General features: G+C 74.9%; 13 protein-coding genes. 9 read left to right on the top strand and 4 right to left on the bottom strand.

All coding sequences use genetic code 11. From position 1 onward, the window contains the following. Positions 1-10: 10 nt before the first annotated feature. Both ACIRBY_RS17860 and ACIRBY_RS17855 read right to left on the bottom strand, forming a co-directional pair. Positions 11-1600, bottom strand: coding sequence for an alpha/beta fold hydrolase (locus ACIRBY_RS17860; RefSeq protein WP_403901486.1), 1590 nt, complete (start codon positions 1598-1600; stop codon positions 11-13). A 172-nt stretch (positions 1601-1772) separates the two neighbouring features. Beyond that, entirely contained in the window at positions 1773-2999 is a 1227-nt protein-coding gene (locus tag ACIRBY_RS17855) for an Ig-like domain-containing protein (RefSeq protein ID WP_403901485.1), read from the bottom strand. Positions 3000-3332: 333 nt separating this feature from the next. On the opposite strand from ACIRBY_RS17855, the gene murJ reads away from it, so the two are divergent. The 6 genes from murJ to ACIRBY_RS17825 all read left to right on the top strand — a co-directional run bounded on the left by murJ (position 3333) and on the right by ACIRBY_RS17825 (position 9444). After that, a complete protein-coding gene (gene murJ, locus ACIRBY_RS17850; RefSeq protein WP_403901483.1) occupies positions 3333-4979 on the top strand; it encodes a murein biosynthesis integral membrane protein MurJ in 1647 nt (548 codons plus the stop codon). A gap of 41 nt (positions 4980-5020) precedes the next feature. Further along, positions 5021-5701 carry a response regulator gene (locus ACIRBY_RS17845; RefSeq protein WP_403901481.1) on the top strand — a complete coding sequence of 227 codons (681 nt, stop codon included), beginning with the start codon at positions 5021-5023 and terminating at the stop codon, positions 5699-5701. A gap of 9 nt (positions 5702-5710) precedes the next feature. Next, positions 5711-7174 carry an ATP-binding protein gene (locus tag ACIRBY_RS17840; protein ID WP_403901480.1) on the top strand — a complete coding sequence of 488 codons (1464 nt, stop codon included), beginning with the start codon at positions 5711-5713 and terminating at the stop codon, positions 7172-7174. Further along, the gene (locus tag ACIRBY_RS17835) at positions 7171-7674 is read left to right on the top strand and encodes a hypothetical protein (RefSeq protein WP_403901479.1); all 504 of its coding nucleotides are present in this window, start codon (positions 7171-7173) and stop codon (positions 7672-7674) included. Before ACIRBY_RS17840 ends, ACIRBY_RS17835 begins: the two co-directional genes overlap by 4 nt. A gap of 67 nt (positions 7675-7741) precedes the next feature. Continuing rightward, positions 7742-7915, top strand: a complete 174-nt coding sequence (locus ACIRBY_RS17830) for a hypothetical protein (RefSeq protein WP_403901478.1) — start codon at positions 7742-7744, stop codon at positions 7913-7915. Between the two features lie 287 nt (positions 7916-8202). After that, the gene (locus ACIRBY_RS17825; protein WP_403901476.1) at positions 8203-9444 is read left to right on the top strand and encodes a cytochrome P450; all 1242 of its coding nucleotides are present in this window, start codon (positions 8203-8205) and stop codon (positions 9442-9444) included. On the opposite strand, the gene ACIRBY_RS17820 is transcribed toward ACIRBY_RS17825, so the two are convergent. After that, positions 9404-10126, bottom strand: a complete 723-nt coding sequence (locus tag ACIRBY_RS17820; RefSeq protein ID WP_403901474.1) for a hypothetical protein — start codon at positions 10124-10126, stop codon at positions 9404-9406. The genes ACIRBY_RS17825 and ACIRBY_RS17820 overlap by 41 nt on opposite strands. Before the next feature lie 101 nt (positions 10127-10227). Between ACIRBY_RS17820 and ggt the strand changes: the two genes are divergently transcribed. After that, entirely contained in the window at positions 10228-12027 is a 1800-nt protein-coding gene (ggt, locus tag ACIRBY_RS17815) for a gamma-glutamyltransferase (protein ID WP_403901473.1), read from the top strand. Positions 12028-12081: 54 nt separating this feature from the next. On the opposite strand, the gene map is transcribed toward ggt, so the two are convergent. Then, the gene (map, locus tag ACIRBY_RS17810; protein WP_403901472.1) at positions 12082-12849 is read right to left on the bottom strand and encodes a type I methionyl aminopeptidase; all 768 of its coding nucleotides are present in this window, start codon (positions 12847-12849) and stop codon (positions 12082-12084) included. A gap of 64 nt (positions 12850-12913) precedes the next feature. On the opposite strand from map, the gene ACIRBY_RS17805 reads away from it, so the two are divergent. Together ACIRBY_RS17805 and ACIRBY_RS17800 are read left to right on the top strand one after the other, a co-directional pair. After that, positions 12914-13165: a helix-turn-helix transcriptional regulator gene (locus ACIRBY_RS17805; protein ID WP_366452941.1), complete on the top strand. Its 252-nt coding sequence runs from the start codon at positions 12914-12916 to the stop codon at positions 13163-13165. Between the two features lie 102 nt (positions 13166-13267). Continuing rightward, complete coding sequence (locus ACIRBY_RS17800; RefSeq protein ID WP_403901471.1) at positions 13268-14845, top strand: hypothetical protein; 1578 nt, start codon at positions 13268-13270, stop codon at positions 14843-14845. Positions 14846-14878: the final 33 nt, after the last annotated feature.

The following is a 14878-nucleotide window of genomic DNA, read 5'->3' as shown; positions in this document are numbered from 1 at the left end:
GGCCCGCCGCTCACTGCTCGCGCAGCGGCACCGAGACGTACGAGGGGTCGGTGCGCGGCGAGGAGAAGGCCAGCTGCGCGCCGGCCGGGTTGTGCTCGGCGTAGAGCGGGTCGACCGTGTCGATGACGAGGGCCAGCCGGTGGCCCGCGGGCACGTCGTAGGCGGTGGAGAAGAGGTCCAGGTCCACCCCGAACGGCTGCCCGGGGGCCTTCCCGTGGAAGGTGTACGGGGCGTTGCTGACCAGCTTGCCGAGGCCGAGCGGGCCGACGTCGTACAGGTAGGCGACGAAGGTCCCGTCCCCCTTGGTGGGCGTGACGGTGGTGTGCAGGCGCACGGTGCCGCGCACGCGGCGCTCGCGGTCGTGGCGCGGGGACTGCCAGACGGCGGCGAAGGCGCGGGGCAGGAGCGGGACGGAGGCGACCGGGGGCGCCTTGGCGAACTGGTCGAGGATGCTGGAGAGGAGGACGGTCCCGCCGTCGGCGCCGGAGTCGACGTTGGCCCACACGTGCTCGCTCTCGGCGAGGGGGAGCACCTCGCGGCCGCCGGAGCCGACCGACTTCCAGTCGGCGTAGCCCTCGTAGCCCCCGGTGCTGCGGGACTTGATCTGGACGGGGGCCTCGGCGTCCACCCCGTTGCGCTCGCCCTTGAGGTAGCGGTCGAACCAGCGGTGGGCGTTGGTCCAGGTGTCGTTGGGCAGGCCGAACAGACCGGTGGCCTCGGCGGTGGCGTGGTCCCCGGGGCGGAACTCCAGGCGCTTGGGGCCGGTGAGCTTCTCGAAGAAGTCCGCGTACTGGTTGGGCGGGAAGACGGTGTCGCCCCAGGCGTTGCCCAGCATGACGGCGGCGCCGTTGGCGTTGATCCGGTCCACCTGTTCGGAGGCGGAGCGCTTCTTCCCCCACGCGATCATCGCCTGCTCGTTCTCCAGCCGGGAGCCGAGGAAGTCGCCGAGGACCTGCCGGAGTTCGGGCCCGGGGCGGCCGGTGAGGTAGCCGGTCGCACCGAGCAGCCCGGCCGCCTGGAGGTGCTGGGTGCGCCCGGAGTAGATGGACTCGATGAGGTCGGCCCAGCCGCTGAGCGCGACCACGGCCTTGATCCGGGGGTCGTGCGCGGAGGCCAGCAGGCTGATGCCCGCGCCGTAGGAGACCCCGCCCAGTCCCACGCGGGCGGGGTCGGCGGGGGTGTGGGCCAGGGCCCAGTCGACGACGGCCGAGACGTCGGCGATGTCGGCGGGTCCGGCCGTCTCGATCTGCCCGCCGGAGAGCCAGAACCCGCGGGAGGTGTAACTGACCACGGTGTAGCCGGAGTCGGCGAGCTGCCTGGCCTGGGCGAGGTACTCGACCTGCGGCAGGCCCCAGCTGGTGGGGAGCACGATCAGCGGGTACGTCCGGCCGGGCTCGGCGCCGGCCGGGGTGAAGACGTTGCCCTTGAGGGTGATCCCGCCGGAGCCGGGGATGTCGTGGAAGCGTACGTCGGAGGACTGCCGCCCGGACGTCTGCGGGGCGGCGGCGGGTGCCGCCTGGGCCGGGTGGGGGGCCAGGCCCAGGGCGGTCGCCGCGATCAGGGCGGCCGCGGCCGCTGCGGTGTGGGGGCGGGCTTGCATCGAACGCTCCTCGCGTGCGCCGGTGTCCGAAAGTGAACCGACGGTAACGGGAGGGACTTACTCAAGGTAACCCACGAGTAAGTTACGTAGCGGTAACAATTGGTGGAACGTCAGGATCCGAGGCGCCTGCCCCGGTCCGCCCGGCTCGCCCCGGTCCGCCCGGGCCCGGGGGTCAGCCCGCCTGGGTGCCGCCGCCAGCCAGGGCGCTCTTGGTCTTCCACTGGTCCCAGGACAGGTTCCACTCGCCGTAGCCGTTGCCGATGTCGGCCTTGCCCTTGGAGCCGCTGCCGACCACCTCGAGGGGGTCGCCGGCCTGTACCTGCTCGTAGACGGCCTTCGCGTTGGCGTCGCTCATGCCCACGCAGCCGGAACTGGTGTTGGCGTTGCCGAAGTGGGCCGAGTTCCAGGGGGCGGCGTGCACGTACATGCCCGACCAGGTCAGGCGCATCGAGTAGTCGACCATCTTGTCGTAGGCGTCGCCCAGGCCCACCGTCTGGGAGTCCATCCGGATGGTGCCCTCCTTGGCCATCAGCACCATCTTCCCGGACCAGGAGGCCTTCTGGCCGCCCGGAGTGCCCGCCGACACCGGGACCGTCCTCACGACCTGGCTGTCCTCGGTGATCGACATCTTCTTGGTGTCGAGGCTCACTTCGATCCGGCGGTCCTTGCCTATCTTGAACTCCGTGCTGTAGTCGCGGGCGAAGAGGCCGCCGCCCGTGCCGGAGTCCACGCCGTTCAGGTTCATCTCCACCTTCACGTCGGTGCCGGACTTCCAGTAGTCCTTCGGCCGCCAGTCCACCCGGTCGTTGCCGGAATAGTCCTTGAACCAGCCCCAGGAGCCTTCGGTGTTGTTCGAGGTGGTCACCTTCAGCTGCTTCTCGACCTCGGCCTTGTTCTTCACCGGATTGTCGAAGACGAGGGAGACGGGCATCGCGACCCCGACCGTGCTGCCCTTCGGGATGTTGATGGAGACCTTGTTCACCTTGTCGGCGGCCGAGGTCTTGAACTGCGTGCCCGCGTTCTGGCTGTCGGTGTTCTGCGCCTCGACCTTGTACTCGGTGTTGGGCGCCGCGCCCCGGCCCGAGGTCCAGGTCCTGCCGTCGGAGGCGATCTGCCCGGCGAGCTCGCCGCCCTTGCCGTCCGTCACCTTCACCTGCGCCAGCTTGCCGTCGGCGATGGTCACCTTGACCGGCTCGCCCGCCTTGACCTGGTCGCCCGTCAGGTTCACCGAGACGGCCATGGCCGGCTTGTTCTTCGCGTCCGCCTTGCCGCCGCCGGCCGCACCGTCGCCCGAGCCGCCCGAACAGGCGGTCAGCGCGGCGGTCAGCAGCGCGGTGCCGGCGAGCGCCACGTGGCGGACCCGGCGGCGCGGAAGTGCGGTACGGCGTGTGCGGCTCAAGGAAAACCCCTCCGAAGCATTGATCGTCCACAAGGAAGGAGTGAACGGGACGACTTTAGGTTGCGCTTTCCTCGGAAAAGCCCGTCCAAGCCCTTGTGACATGGGCCGCAGCGAAACGGTTGCCATACGGTCACATTCGCCGCCGTCGGGGGCCGGTGACCGGTTCTCACGGGCCTGGCCGATAGCCGTCTTGGACCCGGATAAAGGACCTCCGGCTCTACGGAAAGGGGCGAATGACATCTTCCGCTACTGAATTCCGGAGGAGGGGCTTCCGTCCCGCCAGGTACCCTCCACCCTCGACCCCGCACACCCGAACCCCCAGGGAGACCGCCCGTGACAGCCACCGACACCAGGCCCGCCGCAGCGGAGCCCGCGGCTCCGGCGACGACCTCGGTGCTGCGCAGCGGCGCCCTCATGGCGGCCGGCTCCGTCGTCTCCCGCGCCACCGGCTTCCTCCGCTCCGCCGTGGTCCTCGCCGCGCTGGGCACCGCGTTCCTCGGGGACGGCTTCGCCGTCGCCAACACCGTCCCGAACATCCTCTACATGCTGCTCATAGGCGGCGCGCTCAACGCCGTCTTCGTCCCCGAGCTCGTCCGCGCCGCCAAGGACCACCGCGACGGCGGGGCCGCGTACACCGACCGGCTGCTGACCGCCTGCACCGTGGCGCTCCTCGCGCTGACCGCCGTCGCCGTCCTCGCCGCACCGGTGGTCGTGGACGCCTACACCCCCTCCTCGTACACGGACGCGCAGCGTGCCACGGTCGTCGCCCTGGCGCGCCTGTGCCTGCCCCAGATCCTCTTCTACGGGCTGTTCACCCTCCTCGGCCAAGTGCTGAACGCCCGCGGCCGGTTCGGCGCGATGATGTGGACCCCGGTCCTCAACAACCTCGTGATCATCGCCGTCTTCGGCTACTTCCTCCACGCCTCCGGCGGCGGCCGGGACGGCCTCACCGCCGCCGAGACCCGGCTGCTGGGCCTCGGCACCACCGCCGGCATCGTCGTCCAGGCACTCGCCCTGGTCCCCGCGCTGCGCGCCGCCCGCTTCCGCTGGCGCCCCCGCTTCGACTGGCGCGGCAGCGGCCTCACCCGCCCCCTGCGCAACGCCGGCTGGCTGGTCATGCTCGTGCTCACCAACCAGTTCGCCTACTGGGTGGTGACCAAGCTCTCCACCACCGTCCAGGACTCGCCGGGCGGCTCCGGTTTCGGCTACGCCGCCTACACCAGCGCCTACCAGCTGTGGGTCGTCCCGCAGGGCATCGTCACCGTCTCCCTGGTCACCGCCCTCATGCCCCGGATGAGCTCGGCCGCGGCCGGGGGAGACCTCGGCGCCGTCCGCGAGGACGTCTCGTACGCCCTGCGCTCCAGCGCCGCCCTCGTCCTGCCCGCGGCGGCGCTCTTCGCCGCGCTGGCCCCCTGGGTGATGGACTGCGTCTCCGGATACGGACAGGTCACCGCCGAGGGGGTCGCCGCCATGGCCGGCATGCTCGTCGCCTTCGCCCCCGGCCTGGTCGCCTACTCCGCCCAGTACGTGCTCGCCCGCGGCTTCTACGCCCTCTCCGACACCCGCACCCCCTTCCTCCTCAACCTGGTCGTCGTCGCCCTCAACGCCGGCCTCTCCTACGCCGCCTACCTGCTGCTGCCCGCCCGCTGGGCCGTCACCGGCATGGCCGCCGCCACCTCCCTCGCCTTCACGGGCGGCGCCGCCGTCACCGCCTACGCCCTCTCCCGCCGGCTCGGCCCGCGCACCGGCCCCCGTACCGCCACCGCCCTGCGCACCCACCTGCGGCTCCTCGCCGCCTGCCTGCCCGCGGCCGCCGCCGGGTACGGGGCCGCCCGCGCCGCCGACGGACTCGGCGCGTTCGCCGCGGCCGGGGCGGGAACCGCCGCGCTCGCCCTGGTCGTCGTACTCCTCGCCGGGCCCCTGCGCCTGGCCGAGATCACCGACCTGCTGGACTCCCTGCGCCGCAAGACCGGCCGGTAGGGGGAGGAAAAGCGGCAGAACACCTTGGGATACTGGACCGGATGCCACGCGTACTGCTGATCGAGGACGACCCTTCCATCCGGGAAGGAGTCGCCCTCGGCCTGCGCCGCCGGGGCCACGAGGTCGAAGCCGCCGGCACCGGGGAGGAGGGGCTCGCCCTGACGGGCTCCTTCCACCCCGAGCTCGTCCTGCTCGACCTGATGCTGCCCGGGATCAACGGCGTCCAGGTCTGCCGCCGGATCCGCGAGACCAGCCTGGTCCCGATCATCATGCTCACCGCGCGCGGCGACGACTTCGACATCGTCGTCGGCCTGGAGGCCGGGGCCGACGACTACATCGTCAAACCCGCCCGCACCGAGATCATCGAGGCCCGCGTCCGCGCCGTCCTGCGCCGCCGCCCGGACCCGCTCGGCCGCCTCGGGACCGAACACCACGGCGAACTCGCCGTCGACCGCGCCGGACTGACCGTCGCCAAGAACGGCGAACGGCTGCCCCTCGCCCCCAGCGAGCTCAAGCTCCTGCTCCACCTGTCGGCCGCCCCGGAACAGGTCTTCTCCCGCCAGCAGCTGCTGGAGAGCGTGTGGGAGCACAGCTACCATGCCGACGCCCGGCTCGTGGACGCCTGCGTCCGGCGGCTGCGCCACAAGGTCGAGGACCCCGCCCGCGGCCCCCGCTACATACAGACGGTGCGGGGCTTCGGCTACCGCTTCGGGCCGCTCTAGGAGACCGTTGTGCCCAGCCGCGCGCCGTTCGGCCTGCGCACCCGCCTGATCGCCGCGTTCCTCCTGGTCGCCGCCGTCTCCGCGGTCAGCACCGCCGCCCTCACCTACCGGCAGGCGCGCAGCGCCGTCCTCACCCAGAGCCAGGACACCGCCGTCAGCACCCTGCGCGACCAGCTGGAGGCCGCGGCCCTGACCCTGCCGATGGACCAGCGCCAGCTCCAGCGGCTCGTCGACGACCTCGGCAGACGCGGCAAACCGCACCCCTGGGTGGTCTTCGGCGAGTACGGCACCCTGCGCGCCTCCTCCGCCGACCTCGGCGCGCCCGTCTCCGACGTCCTCACCGACACGCTCCGCGCCCAGGTCGTCGCCCACCCCCACGGGGCCTTCCAGCGGGTCACGGGCGACCGGGGCGAGCCGTACCTGACCATCGGCATGCCCGCCGTCTTCCTGCACAACGGGGCCCGCGAGGCCACCGGAGCCGTCCTCTACGCCGTCATGCCGCTCTCCACCGAACAGCAGACCGTCGACGCCATGGTCCAGGCGGCCAAGCAGGGCGCGGTCCCGGGCCTCGCCATCGCCGTCGTCCCCGCCCTGCTCGCCGCGCGCAGCGTGCTGCGCCCCGTCCGCGACATGCGGCGCGCCGCCCAGCACCTGGGGCGCGGCCGCCTCGACACCCGGATCGAGGTCCGGGGCGCCGACGAACTGGCCGGCCTCGCCCGCACCTTCAACGAGACCGCCGGAGCCCTGGAGGAGTCCGTGGCCGAGCTGCGGGAGGCGGAGGCCCGGGCCCGCCGGTTCGCCGCCGACGTCTCCCACGAACTGCGCACCCCGCTCGCCGGGATGCTCGCCGTCACCGAGGTCCTCGACGAGGACGCCGAGCAGCTCGACGCCGACACGGCCAAGGCCCTGCGGCTGATCAGCGCCGAGACCGGCAAGCTCGCCGTGCTCGTCGAGGACCTGATGGAGATCTCCCGCTTCGACGCCCGCGCCGCCGGCCTCAACCTCGACGACGTGGACGTCGCCGAGGCCGTGGGCAAGACCCTCCAGCGCCGCCACTGGGACGACGGCCGGGTCACCACCTACCTGCCCGAGGGGATCCGCGCCCGCCTCGACCCCCGCCGCTTCGACGTGGTCCTCGCCAACCTGGTCGGCAACGCGCTGCGGCACGGAGCCGCTCCCGTGCGGGTCGCCGTGCGCACCGCCGCCGCCCCCGAGGGGGAGCGACTCGTGGTGGAGGTCGCCGACAGCGGCCCCGGGATCGCCGCCGAGGTGCTGCCGCACATCTTCGACCGGTTCTTCAAGGCCGACGCGGCCCGCACCCGCTCCGCCGGGAGCGGCCTCGGCCTCGCGATCAGCCTGGAGAACGTCCGGCTGCACGGGGGCACCCTGATCGCCGCCAACGCCGAGCCCGATGCGGACGCGTTCGGGGGAGCGGTGTTCACGCTCGACATGCCCCTGGAGGCCGCCCCGTGAGCCGGCCGCTGCGCGGACCCGCCGTGGCCGCCGCCCTGCTGGCCCCGCTGTGGACGGCCACCGCCTGCGGGATCAAGCCGACGGGGGTCGTGGAGAGCGGGGCCGCCGCCCGGGTCGCCGTCGCGCGGGCCGGGGGCTCCATGGCCTACTTCGTCACCCCCGACGGGCACCTGGCCCCCGCGCCGCAGCCCGAGTACACCCAGGGCGGCCCCCGGGGGAGCGTGATCGGGCTGCTGCGCGGCCCCGGCGAGGCGGAGCGCGACGCGGGGCTCGCCACCCGGGTTCCGGTCGTCGGGGAGGAGGCCGCCGAGGGCGGGGTGGCCGTGGCCGTGAGCGACCGGCTGGAGGTGCGCCTGCCCTTCCCCGTCGCCGGCCTCGACCCGGTCGGCCGCCGCCAGCTGGTGTGCAGCGCCCTGTCCACCATGGACCCGCTGTACGAGGTGGTCCTGCGCGGCACCGACACCGCCCTGCCGGCGGCCGGCTGCGACGCGGGCCGCTGACGGCGGCCGGCGTCTTGTGGCCGGGCGGTGCGTGCCGTCACGGTGTGGGCCATGGAACGTGCCGCACATGATCCCGCAGCCCCCGCAGCCCCCGCAGCCCCCGCAGCCCCCGCAGCCCCCGCAGCCCCGGTCGCTCCGGCAGCTCCGGCAGCTCCCGCAGCTCCCGCAGCTCCCGCAGCCCCGGTCGCTCCGGCAGTTCCCGCAGCTCCGGCAGCTCCGGCAGGCCCGGTCGCTCCGGTAGCTCCGGCAGCGCCCGCAGCCCCGGCAGCCCCGGTCGCTCCGGTAGCTCCGGCAGCTCCGGCAGCTCCCGCAGCCCCCGCAGCCCCGGTCGCTCCGGTAGCTCCGGCAGCTCCGGCAGCTCCCGCAGCTCCGGCAGCTCCGGCAGGCCCGGTCGCTCCGGTAGCTCCGGCAGCTCCCGCAGCCCCGGCAGGCCCCGGGACCCCGGCAGCGCCCGCAGCCCCCGCAGCGTCCGGCACCCCGGGCGGTGCCGGCTTTCCGGAGGGGCCCGGTGCCCCGGACGGTGCCGCGGTGCCCGACGTGTTCGATCCGCGCCTCTACGCCGCAGGCGTCCCGCACGAGCGCTACCGGCTCCTGCGCGACCGGGCCCCGGTGGCCTGGCAGGAGGAGCCGGAGGTACTGGGCTGGCCCGCCGGGCCCGGGTTCTGGGCCGTCACCCGGCACGCCGACGTGGTCCGGGTCCTGCGCGACCACAGGGCGTACTCCTCCTGGCTCGGCGCCACCCAGATCCGCGACCCCGACCCCGCCGACCTGCCCTTCCTGCGGCGCACCATGCTCAACCAGGACCCGCCCGACCACGGCCGGCTGCGCCGCCTGGTCTCCCGCGCCTTCACCCCCGCCCGGGTCGACGCCTTCGCGGGCCGGGTCCGCGAGCGCGCCCGCACCCTCCTGGCCGCCGCCCGGGACGGCGCCGAGGACGGGACCGCCGACGTGGTGCGGGCCGTCACCGACGAGTACGCCCTGCTCAACCTCACCGACCTGCTCGGCGTCCCCGCCGCCGACCGGGGCCTGCTGCTGGAGTGGACCGTACGCGTCATCGGCTACCAGGACCCCGAGGACGCCCCGGCCCCCCTCCTCGGCCCCGACGGGAAGCCGCTGAACCCGCGCTCACCGGCCCTGCTCGGCGAGATGTTCGGCTACGCCCGCGAGCTCGCCGCGCACAAGCGCGCACACCCCGGCGACGACGTGATGACCGCCCTCGCCCACGGCGGGCTGGACCCCGCCGAACTGGAGATGTTCTTCTTCCTGCTGACCGTCGCCGGCAACGACACCGTCCGCAGCGCCGCCCCCGGCGGCCTCCTCGCCCTGGCCCGCGACCCCGGCGCCTACCGCACGCTCGCCGACGGCGGCGCCCCGGCCGGCCGGGCCGTCGAGGAACTCCTGCGCGTCCACCCGCCGGTGCTCAGCTTCCGCCGCACCGCCGCCCGCGACACCGAGCTCGCCGGGACCCGGATCCGCGCCGGCGACAAGGTGGTGGTCTTCCACGCCTCCGCCAACCACGACGCACGCGTCTTCCCCGACCCGCACCGCCTCGACCTCGGCCGCTCCCCGAACCCGCACGTCTCCTTCGGCGACGGCCCGCACGTCTGCCTCGGCGCCCACTTCGCCCGGCTCCAGCTGCGCACCCTCTACGAGGAGTGGCGCACGTCGATGCCCGCGCCCGAACTCACCGGCGAGCCGCGCCGGCTGGTCTCCAACTTCATCAACGGGATCACGCGGCTGCCGCTGCGGGTGTCCGGGACGCGGCGGTGACGTCCGCCACCAGCTCCGTCACATCGGGGCCGTAGGCACCGGAGTTGACCACCTTCAGCAGGAGGCAGAAGCCGGACCCGCGGTAGGAGCGGGCCAGCCTCTCGTGGTGGCGGGCCAGGTAGCGGGCCGCGGCCTGGTTGCTGTTGGCGGTCTGCCCCGACAGCAGGAACACCGGCCGCGCCCCCTGATCGGTCGTCAGCCGCGCCAGCAGCACGTACTCGACCAGGCCCGGCTCCATGCGGTACGTCTCCCCGCCGACGCCGATCGACCCCCGGTCCGGGCCGGCCTCCGCGGAGACGTCGACCCGGACGCCGGGCAGCATCGAGTGCAGGTGGGCCACCGTACGGGAGTTGGAGGCGGGTCCGCCGACGCAGAACTCGGCGCGCTCGCCGAAGCCCTGGCGGGCCTCGTGGGTGACGATCTGCACCGTCGCCCCGCAGTCCTTGATGAGGGCCGATATCTCCAGCAGCGCGAAGGCGTCGTTGCGGTGCAGCGAGGTCTCCGTCCCGCCCATCTGCCGGTTGACCACGAACAGGCAGTCCGAGCCGGTCGGCAGCCCGAAGAAGGCCTGCTTGCGGCGGAGCGCTCGGCGCCACAGGTACGTCCGGGTGAACCAGCCGAAGCCGCCGCTGACGGCGGTGGCCACCACTCCGAGCACGATGTTGCGCACGTCGTCGTCCATGCGGCGGATGGTAGCCGCCGCACCGCCTCCATGACGCGGGGGGTGCGCCGAAGCTAGGCTGCCGGTCCATGGTCTGACAGGCAGTCGACTGGAGGAACCGGATGCGCGCTCGCGCAGCACGTCAGTTAGCGTTCGCAGCCCTCGCCGGGGCGCTCGTCTCCACCGGAGCCGCCGCTCCGCCCCCGCCGGAGGCCGCCCCGGCCAAGGTGCCGGTGGCCGTGGGCTACGGAGGGGCCGTCGCCAGTGTCGACGCCGACGCCTCGGCGGCCGGGATCGCCGTCCTGCGGGCCGGGGGCAACGCCGTGGACGCGGCGATCGCCACCGCCGCCGCCCTCGGGGTCACCGAACCCTACTCGGCCGGTGTCGGCGGAGGCGGCTACCTCGTCCATTACGACGCCGCCTCCCACCGGGTGCAGACCATCGACGGCCGCGAGACCGCCCCCGCCACGGCCACCGAGACCCTGTTCCAGGAGAACGGCGTCCCCATCCCCTTCGCCGAGGGCCAGACCAGCGGCCGCAGCGTCGGCGTCCCCGGCACCCCCGCCACCTGGAAGACCGCCCTCGACGCCTGGGGTACCCGGCCGCTGTCCCAACTGCTGCGCCCCGCCGAGAAGCTGGCCCGCGACGGGTTCACCGTCGACGCCACCTTCCGCGCCCAGACCGAGGCCAACCAGGACCGCTTCAAGGACTTCCCCGACACCCGCAGGCTGTTCCTGCCCGGCGGACAGCTCCCCGTCGTCGGCTCCACCTTCAAGAACCCCGACCTCGCGGACACCTACGCCGAACTCGCCCGCAAGGGCACCGGAGCGCTCTACCGCGGCCCGATCGCCGACGACATCGTCAAGGCCGTGCGCAAGCCCCCGGTCGACCCCGCCGCCACCCGGACCGTCCGCTCCGGCGACCTCACCGCCGCCGACCTGCGCGCGTACGCCACCAAGCGGCAGGCCCCGACCCAGGTGGGCTACCGGGGCCTGGACGTCTACGGCATGGCCCCCTCCTCCTCCGGGGGCACCACCGTCGGCGAGGCGCTGAACATCCTGGAGCGCACCGACCTGTCGAAGCTGTCCGAGGCGCAGTACCTGCACCGGTTCATCGAGGCCTCCCGGATCTCCTTCGCCGACCGGGGGCGCTGGGTCGGCGACCCTGCCGCCCAGCCCGTACCGACCCGCGAGCTGCTCTCACAGCGGTTCGCCGACTCGCGCGCCTGCCTGATCAGGCCGGACCGGACCCTGACCAGCCCGCTGGCCCCCGGGGACCCGCGCGACCCGGCGCCCTGCGCCACCACCGGGCAGGCGGCGCCCACCACCTACGAGGGGGAGAACACCACGCACCTGACGGTCGCCGACCGCTGGGGCAACGTGGTCTCGTACACCCTGACCATCGAGTCCACGGGCGGCAGCGCCATCACCGTCCCGGGCCGCGGCTTCCTGCTCAACAACGAGCTGACGGACTTCTCCTTCGCCCCGGCGGCCCCCGGCGTCCCGGACCCGAACCTGCCCGGCCCGGGCAAGCGGCCGCGCTCGTCCATGTCCCCGACCATCGTCCTCGACCACGGCCGCCCGGTCCTGGCCGTCGGCTCCCCGGGCGGCGCGACCATCATCACCACCGTCCTGCAGACCTTGATCGGCCGGCTGGACCGGGGCCTGCCGCTGGTCGACGCGATCAGGGCGCCGCGCGCCAGCCAGCGCAACCAGACGACGACGGAACTCGAACCGGAGCTGTGGAACAGCCCGCTGCGCGCCGAACTGGAGGGGCTGGGGCAGGCGTTCCGGCAGAACCCGGAGATCGGCGCCGCGACGGGCGTCCAGCGGCTCCCGGACGGCCGCTGGCTGGCGGCCGCCGAGACCACCCGGCGGGGCGGGGGCTCGGCGATGGTCGTGCACCCGCACGGACAGCCGTAGCCGCGACCGGCCCGCGGGGTGGGCGGCCCACCGGACGGCCGGCGGTGCGTCGGGCTACGGCGCCGTCAGGATCCTGGGGCCGCCGGCGGTGATGGCGACCGTGTGCTCCACGTGCGCGGCGCGGGAGCCGTCGGTGGTGCGCAGGGTCCAGCCGTCGGGGTCGCAGGCGTAGTCGTCCGTACCGCCCGCGATCAGCATCGGCTCGATCGCCAGGACCATGCCGGGGCGCAGCTTCATGCCGCGTCCCGGCGGGCCCTCGTTGGGGACGCCCGGGTCCTCGTGCATGCTGCGGCCCACGCCGTGCCCGCCGAAGCCCTCCGGGATGCCGTAGCCCGCCGCGCGGCAGACGCGGCCCACGGCGTGCGCGATGTCGCCGATCCGGTTGCCGGGGACGGCGGCGGCGATGCCGGCGGCGAGGGCCGCCTCGGCGGTCCCGATCAGCCGCAGGTCGGCGGGGCGGGCCCGGCCGACGGTGAAGCTGACGGCCGCGTCGCCGACCCAGCCGCGCAGCCTGGCCCCGCAGTCGATGCTGACCAGGTCGCCGTCGCGCAGCCGGTAGCCGTCGGGGACGCCGTGCACGATCGCGTCGTTCACCGAGGCGCACACCACGCCGGGGAAGGGCACCGGCGCGAAGTGCGGGCGGTAGCCGAGGAAGGGGGAGGTGGCCCGCTCCCCGCGCAGGACCGCGCGGGCCACCGCGTCCAGTTCCAGGAGGGACACGCCCACCCGGGCGGCCTCCCGTACGGCTGCCAGGGCGTGCGCGACCACCCGGCCGGCGGCACGCATCTCGTCGATCGCTTCGTCCGTTTTCAAGTGCACCATGCCGATAACTATACCGGTATAAGTTTAACGGGATAGTTATGGGCGCGCGGGGTAGGATGGGGTCATGGTGCGAACCCCCCTGACCCCCGAAGAGCGCGAGCGCGGCGAGCGGCTGGGCGCGCTGCTGCGCGAGGCGCGCGGCGGCCGCAGCATGGTCGAGGTCGCCGCCGGCGCCGGGCTCTCGCCCGAGACCCTCCGCAAGATCGAGACGGGCCGGGCGCCGACCCCGGCCTTCTTCACCGTGGCAGCCCTCGCCGGGACGCTCGGCCTCTCCCTCGACGACGTCATGCGCCGCTGCGCGCTGGTCCCCGCCTGACGCGGCGCTCCGCCGCCCGCCCCCTCCGGCGGACGCGGGTTCGCCGTCAAGGTTTGAGGCTCCCGTAGTGCGCCCGTAACACGGGTGGTATGCAATGCGGGGATGGAGACGCCGACTGCGCTGGTGATCGGGCAACTCACGGACTACCTGCGGGGGTTGACGCAGAGACTGGATCCCGGGACCGGCTGGTACGGGGAGTTCCTGCGGCGCGACCCGGAGGGGATGCGGGCCTGCCTCGACGGGATCGCCCTACCGCCGTGGGACGTACTGGAATCCCTCCTGCTGGACCTCCCGGGAACCCCCGGGGAGGCCGCGCGGGAGGCGGCGCACGCGGCGGGCCTGCGGGCCGCGGCCGTCGCCGCGTGGGACGCGCGGCCGGGCGGGGCGCGGGAGCTGGGGATCCTGCTCGCCGCGGCGACGGAGCAGCGGGTCGCCATGGAGGAGGCCCTGCGGTACCTGAGCGGCCGGCTGGGCGGCGCGAGCGACCCGGCGGAGGCGGAGGCCCTCTCCCGTGAACTGGCCTGGACCCGCGACGACGCGACCCGCGCGGCGGCCCGCCAGAGCGACCTCGAAACCCGCCTGTCGTCCTTCTCCCTGGCCGCCGTCCCCCGCCAGCGCGACCCCGCCGGCCCCTTACCCCCGGCCGACCCGGTCGGGCCACCGGCCGGTCGGCCCCATCCGCGGTCGGGCCGGCCGGAGCCGCCGGTCGGTCGGGCCGAGGGCCGGTGGCTGCGCGGCGCCCGCCGGGCCGGCGGGGCCCGCTACGCCGGTCCCGCCCCGGCACCGGCCCCCACTCCCGCCGACGCCACACCCGCGACCCCCCTCCGCACCCCCCGCGGCGCCCGCTACGCCCCGCCCCCGCCACCCCCGGCCCAGGCACCCCCGCCCCCCGGGCCCCCGGCCTCCTACGCCGCACAGCCGCCGACCACCCCGGCCCCGGCCCCTCCGACCACCCCGGCCCCGGCACCCCCGGCCGCCCTGTCCCCGGCACCCCCGCCCCCCGGGCCGCCGGCCGTCGCCGGACGGCCGTCGGCCGCCCCCGCGCGGTGGTCGCCGGATCCGGTGGCCGGGGACGGGGCGGACCGTGCGTCCGCGGACTTCGGGGAGGCACCCGGCGGCGCCGTCCCCGCGGCGGGGGCCGGGAGCGTGCCCCGGGGCGTCGCGCGCGGGGCCTTCGTCGCCGAGCTGCTCACCCTGCGGGCCCGGGGCCACAGCGGCGAGGCGCACGCACTTCTCTGCGAGGCGGCCCTGTGGCCCGCCGGGGAACTGCCGGGCCTCGCCGAGGAACTCGGGCACGCCGGGCTGGCCGCCGACTGGGCCACCCTGCTGTGGGAGACGGCCTCCCTCCCGCCCGACCGCCTCGCCGCGGCCGCCGGGGCCCTCGGGGAGGCCGGCCGCGAGGCCGACGCCGACCGGCTGCTGCGCCAGGGCGTGGCCCGCCCGGCCGCCGAGGTCGCCGAGACCGCCCTCGCCCTCGGCGCGGCAGGCCGGGACCGCGAAACCGGGTCCCTCCTGGAGGCCTTCGTCCGGCTGCGCACCGCCGACGAGACGGCCGCCCTGGCCCGCCACGACCCCCACTGGTTCACCCCGCGCCTCCTGCGCGCCGCCCGCGCCCTCTCCGCCGCCCGCCACCGCGACCTCTCCCACGCCCTGCGCGTGGCCGGCCTCCCGTCGGCTTGAGACGTGTCGTCCGGGAGGCCGATCCCCGGACCC

The sequence above is a fragment of the Streptomyces sp. NPDC096136 genome (assembly GCF_044763325.1).
Lineage (GTDB): Bacteria > Actinomycetota > Actinomycetes > Streptomycetales > Streptomycetaceae > Streptomyces.
The sequence above is the reverse complement of the archived record's forward strand: the minus strand, read 5'-3'. Positions and strand labels throughout refer to the sequence as shown.

Bases quoted from the DNA above. Each gene is read 5' to 3' on its own strand.
- ACIRBY_RS17805 (WP_366452941.1), top strand. From the start codon at position 12,914: ATGGTGCGAACCCCCCTGACCCCCGAAGAGCGCGAGCGCGGCGAGCGG.
- ACIRBY_RS17820 (WP_403901474.1), bottom strand. From the start codon at position 10,126: ATGGACGACGACGTGCGCAACATCGTGCTCGGAGTGGTGGCCACCGCC.
- ACIRBY_RS17860 (WP_403901486.1), bottom strand. From the start codon at position 1,600: ATGCAAGCCCGCCCCCACACCGCAGCGGCCGCGGCCGCCCTGATCGCG.
- ACIRBY_RS17845 (WP_403901481.1), top strand. From the start codon at position 5,021: ATGCCACGCGTACTGCTGATCGAGGACGACCCTTCCATCCGGGAAGGA.
- map (WP_403901472.1), bottom strand. From the start codon at position 12,849: ATGGTGCACTTGAAAACGGACGAAGCGATCGACGAGATGCGTGCCGCC.
- ggt (WP_403901473.1), top strand. From the start codon at position 10,228: ATGCGCGCTCGCGCAGCACGTCAGTTAGCGTTCGCAGCCCTCGCCGGG.
- ACIRBY_RS17830 (WP_403901478.1), top strand. From the start codon at position 7,742: ATGATCCCGCAGCCCCCGCAGCCCCCGCAGCCCCCGCAGCCCCCGCAG.
- ACIRBY_RS17800 (WP_403901471.1), top strand. From the start codon at position 13,268: ATGGAGACGCCGACTGCGCTGGTGATCGGGCAACTCACGGACTACCTG.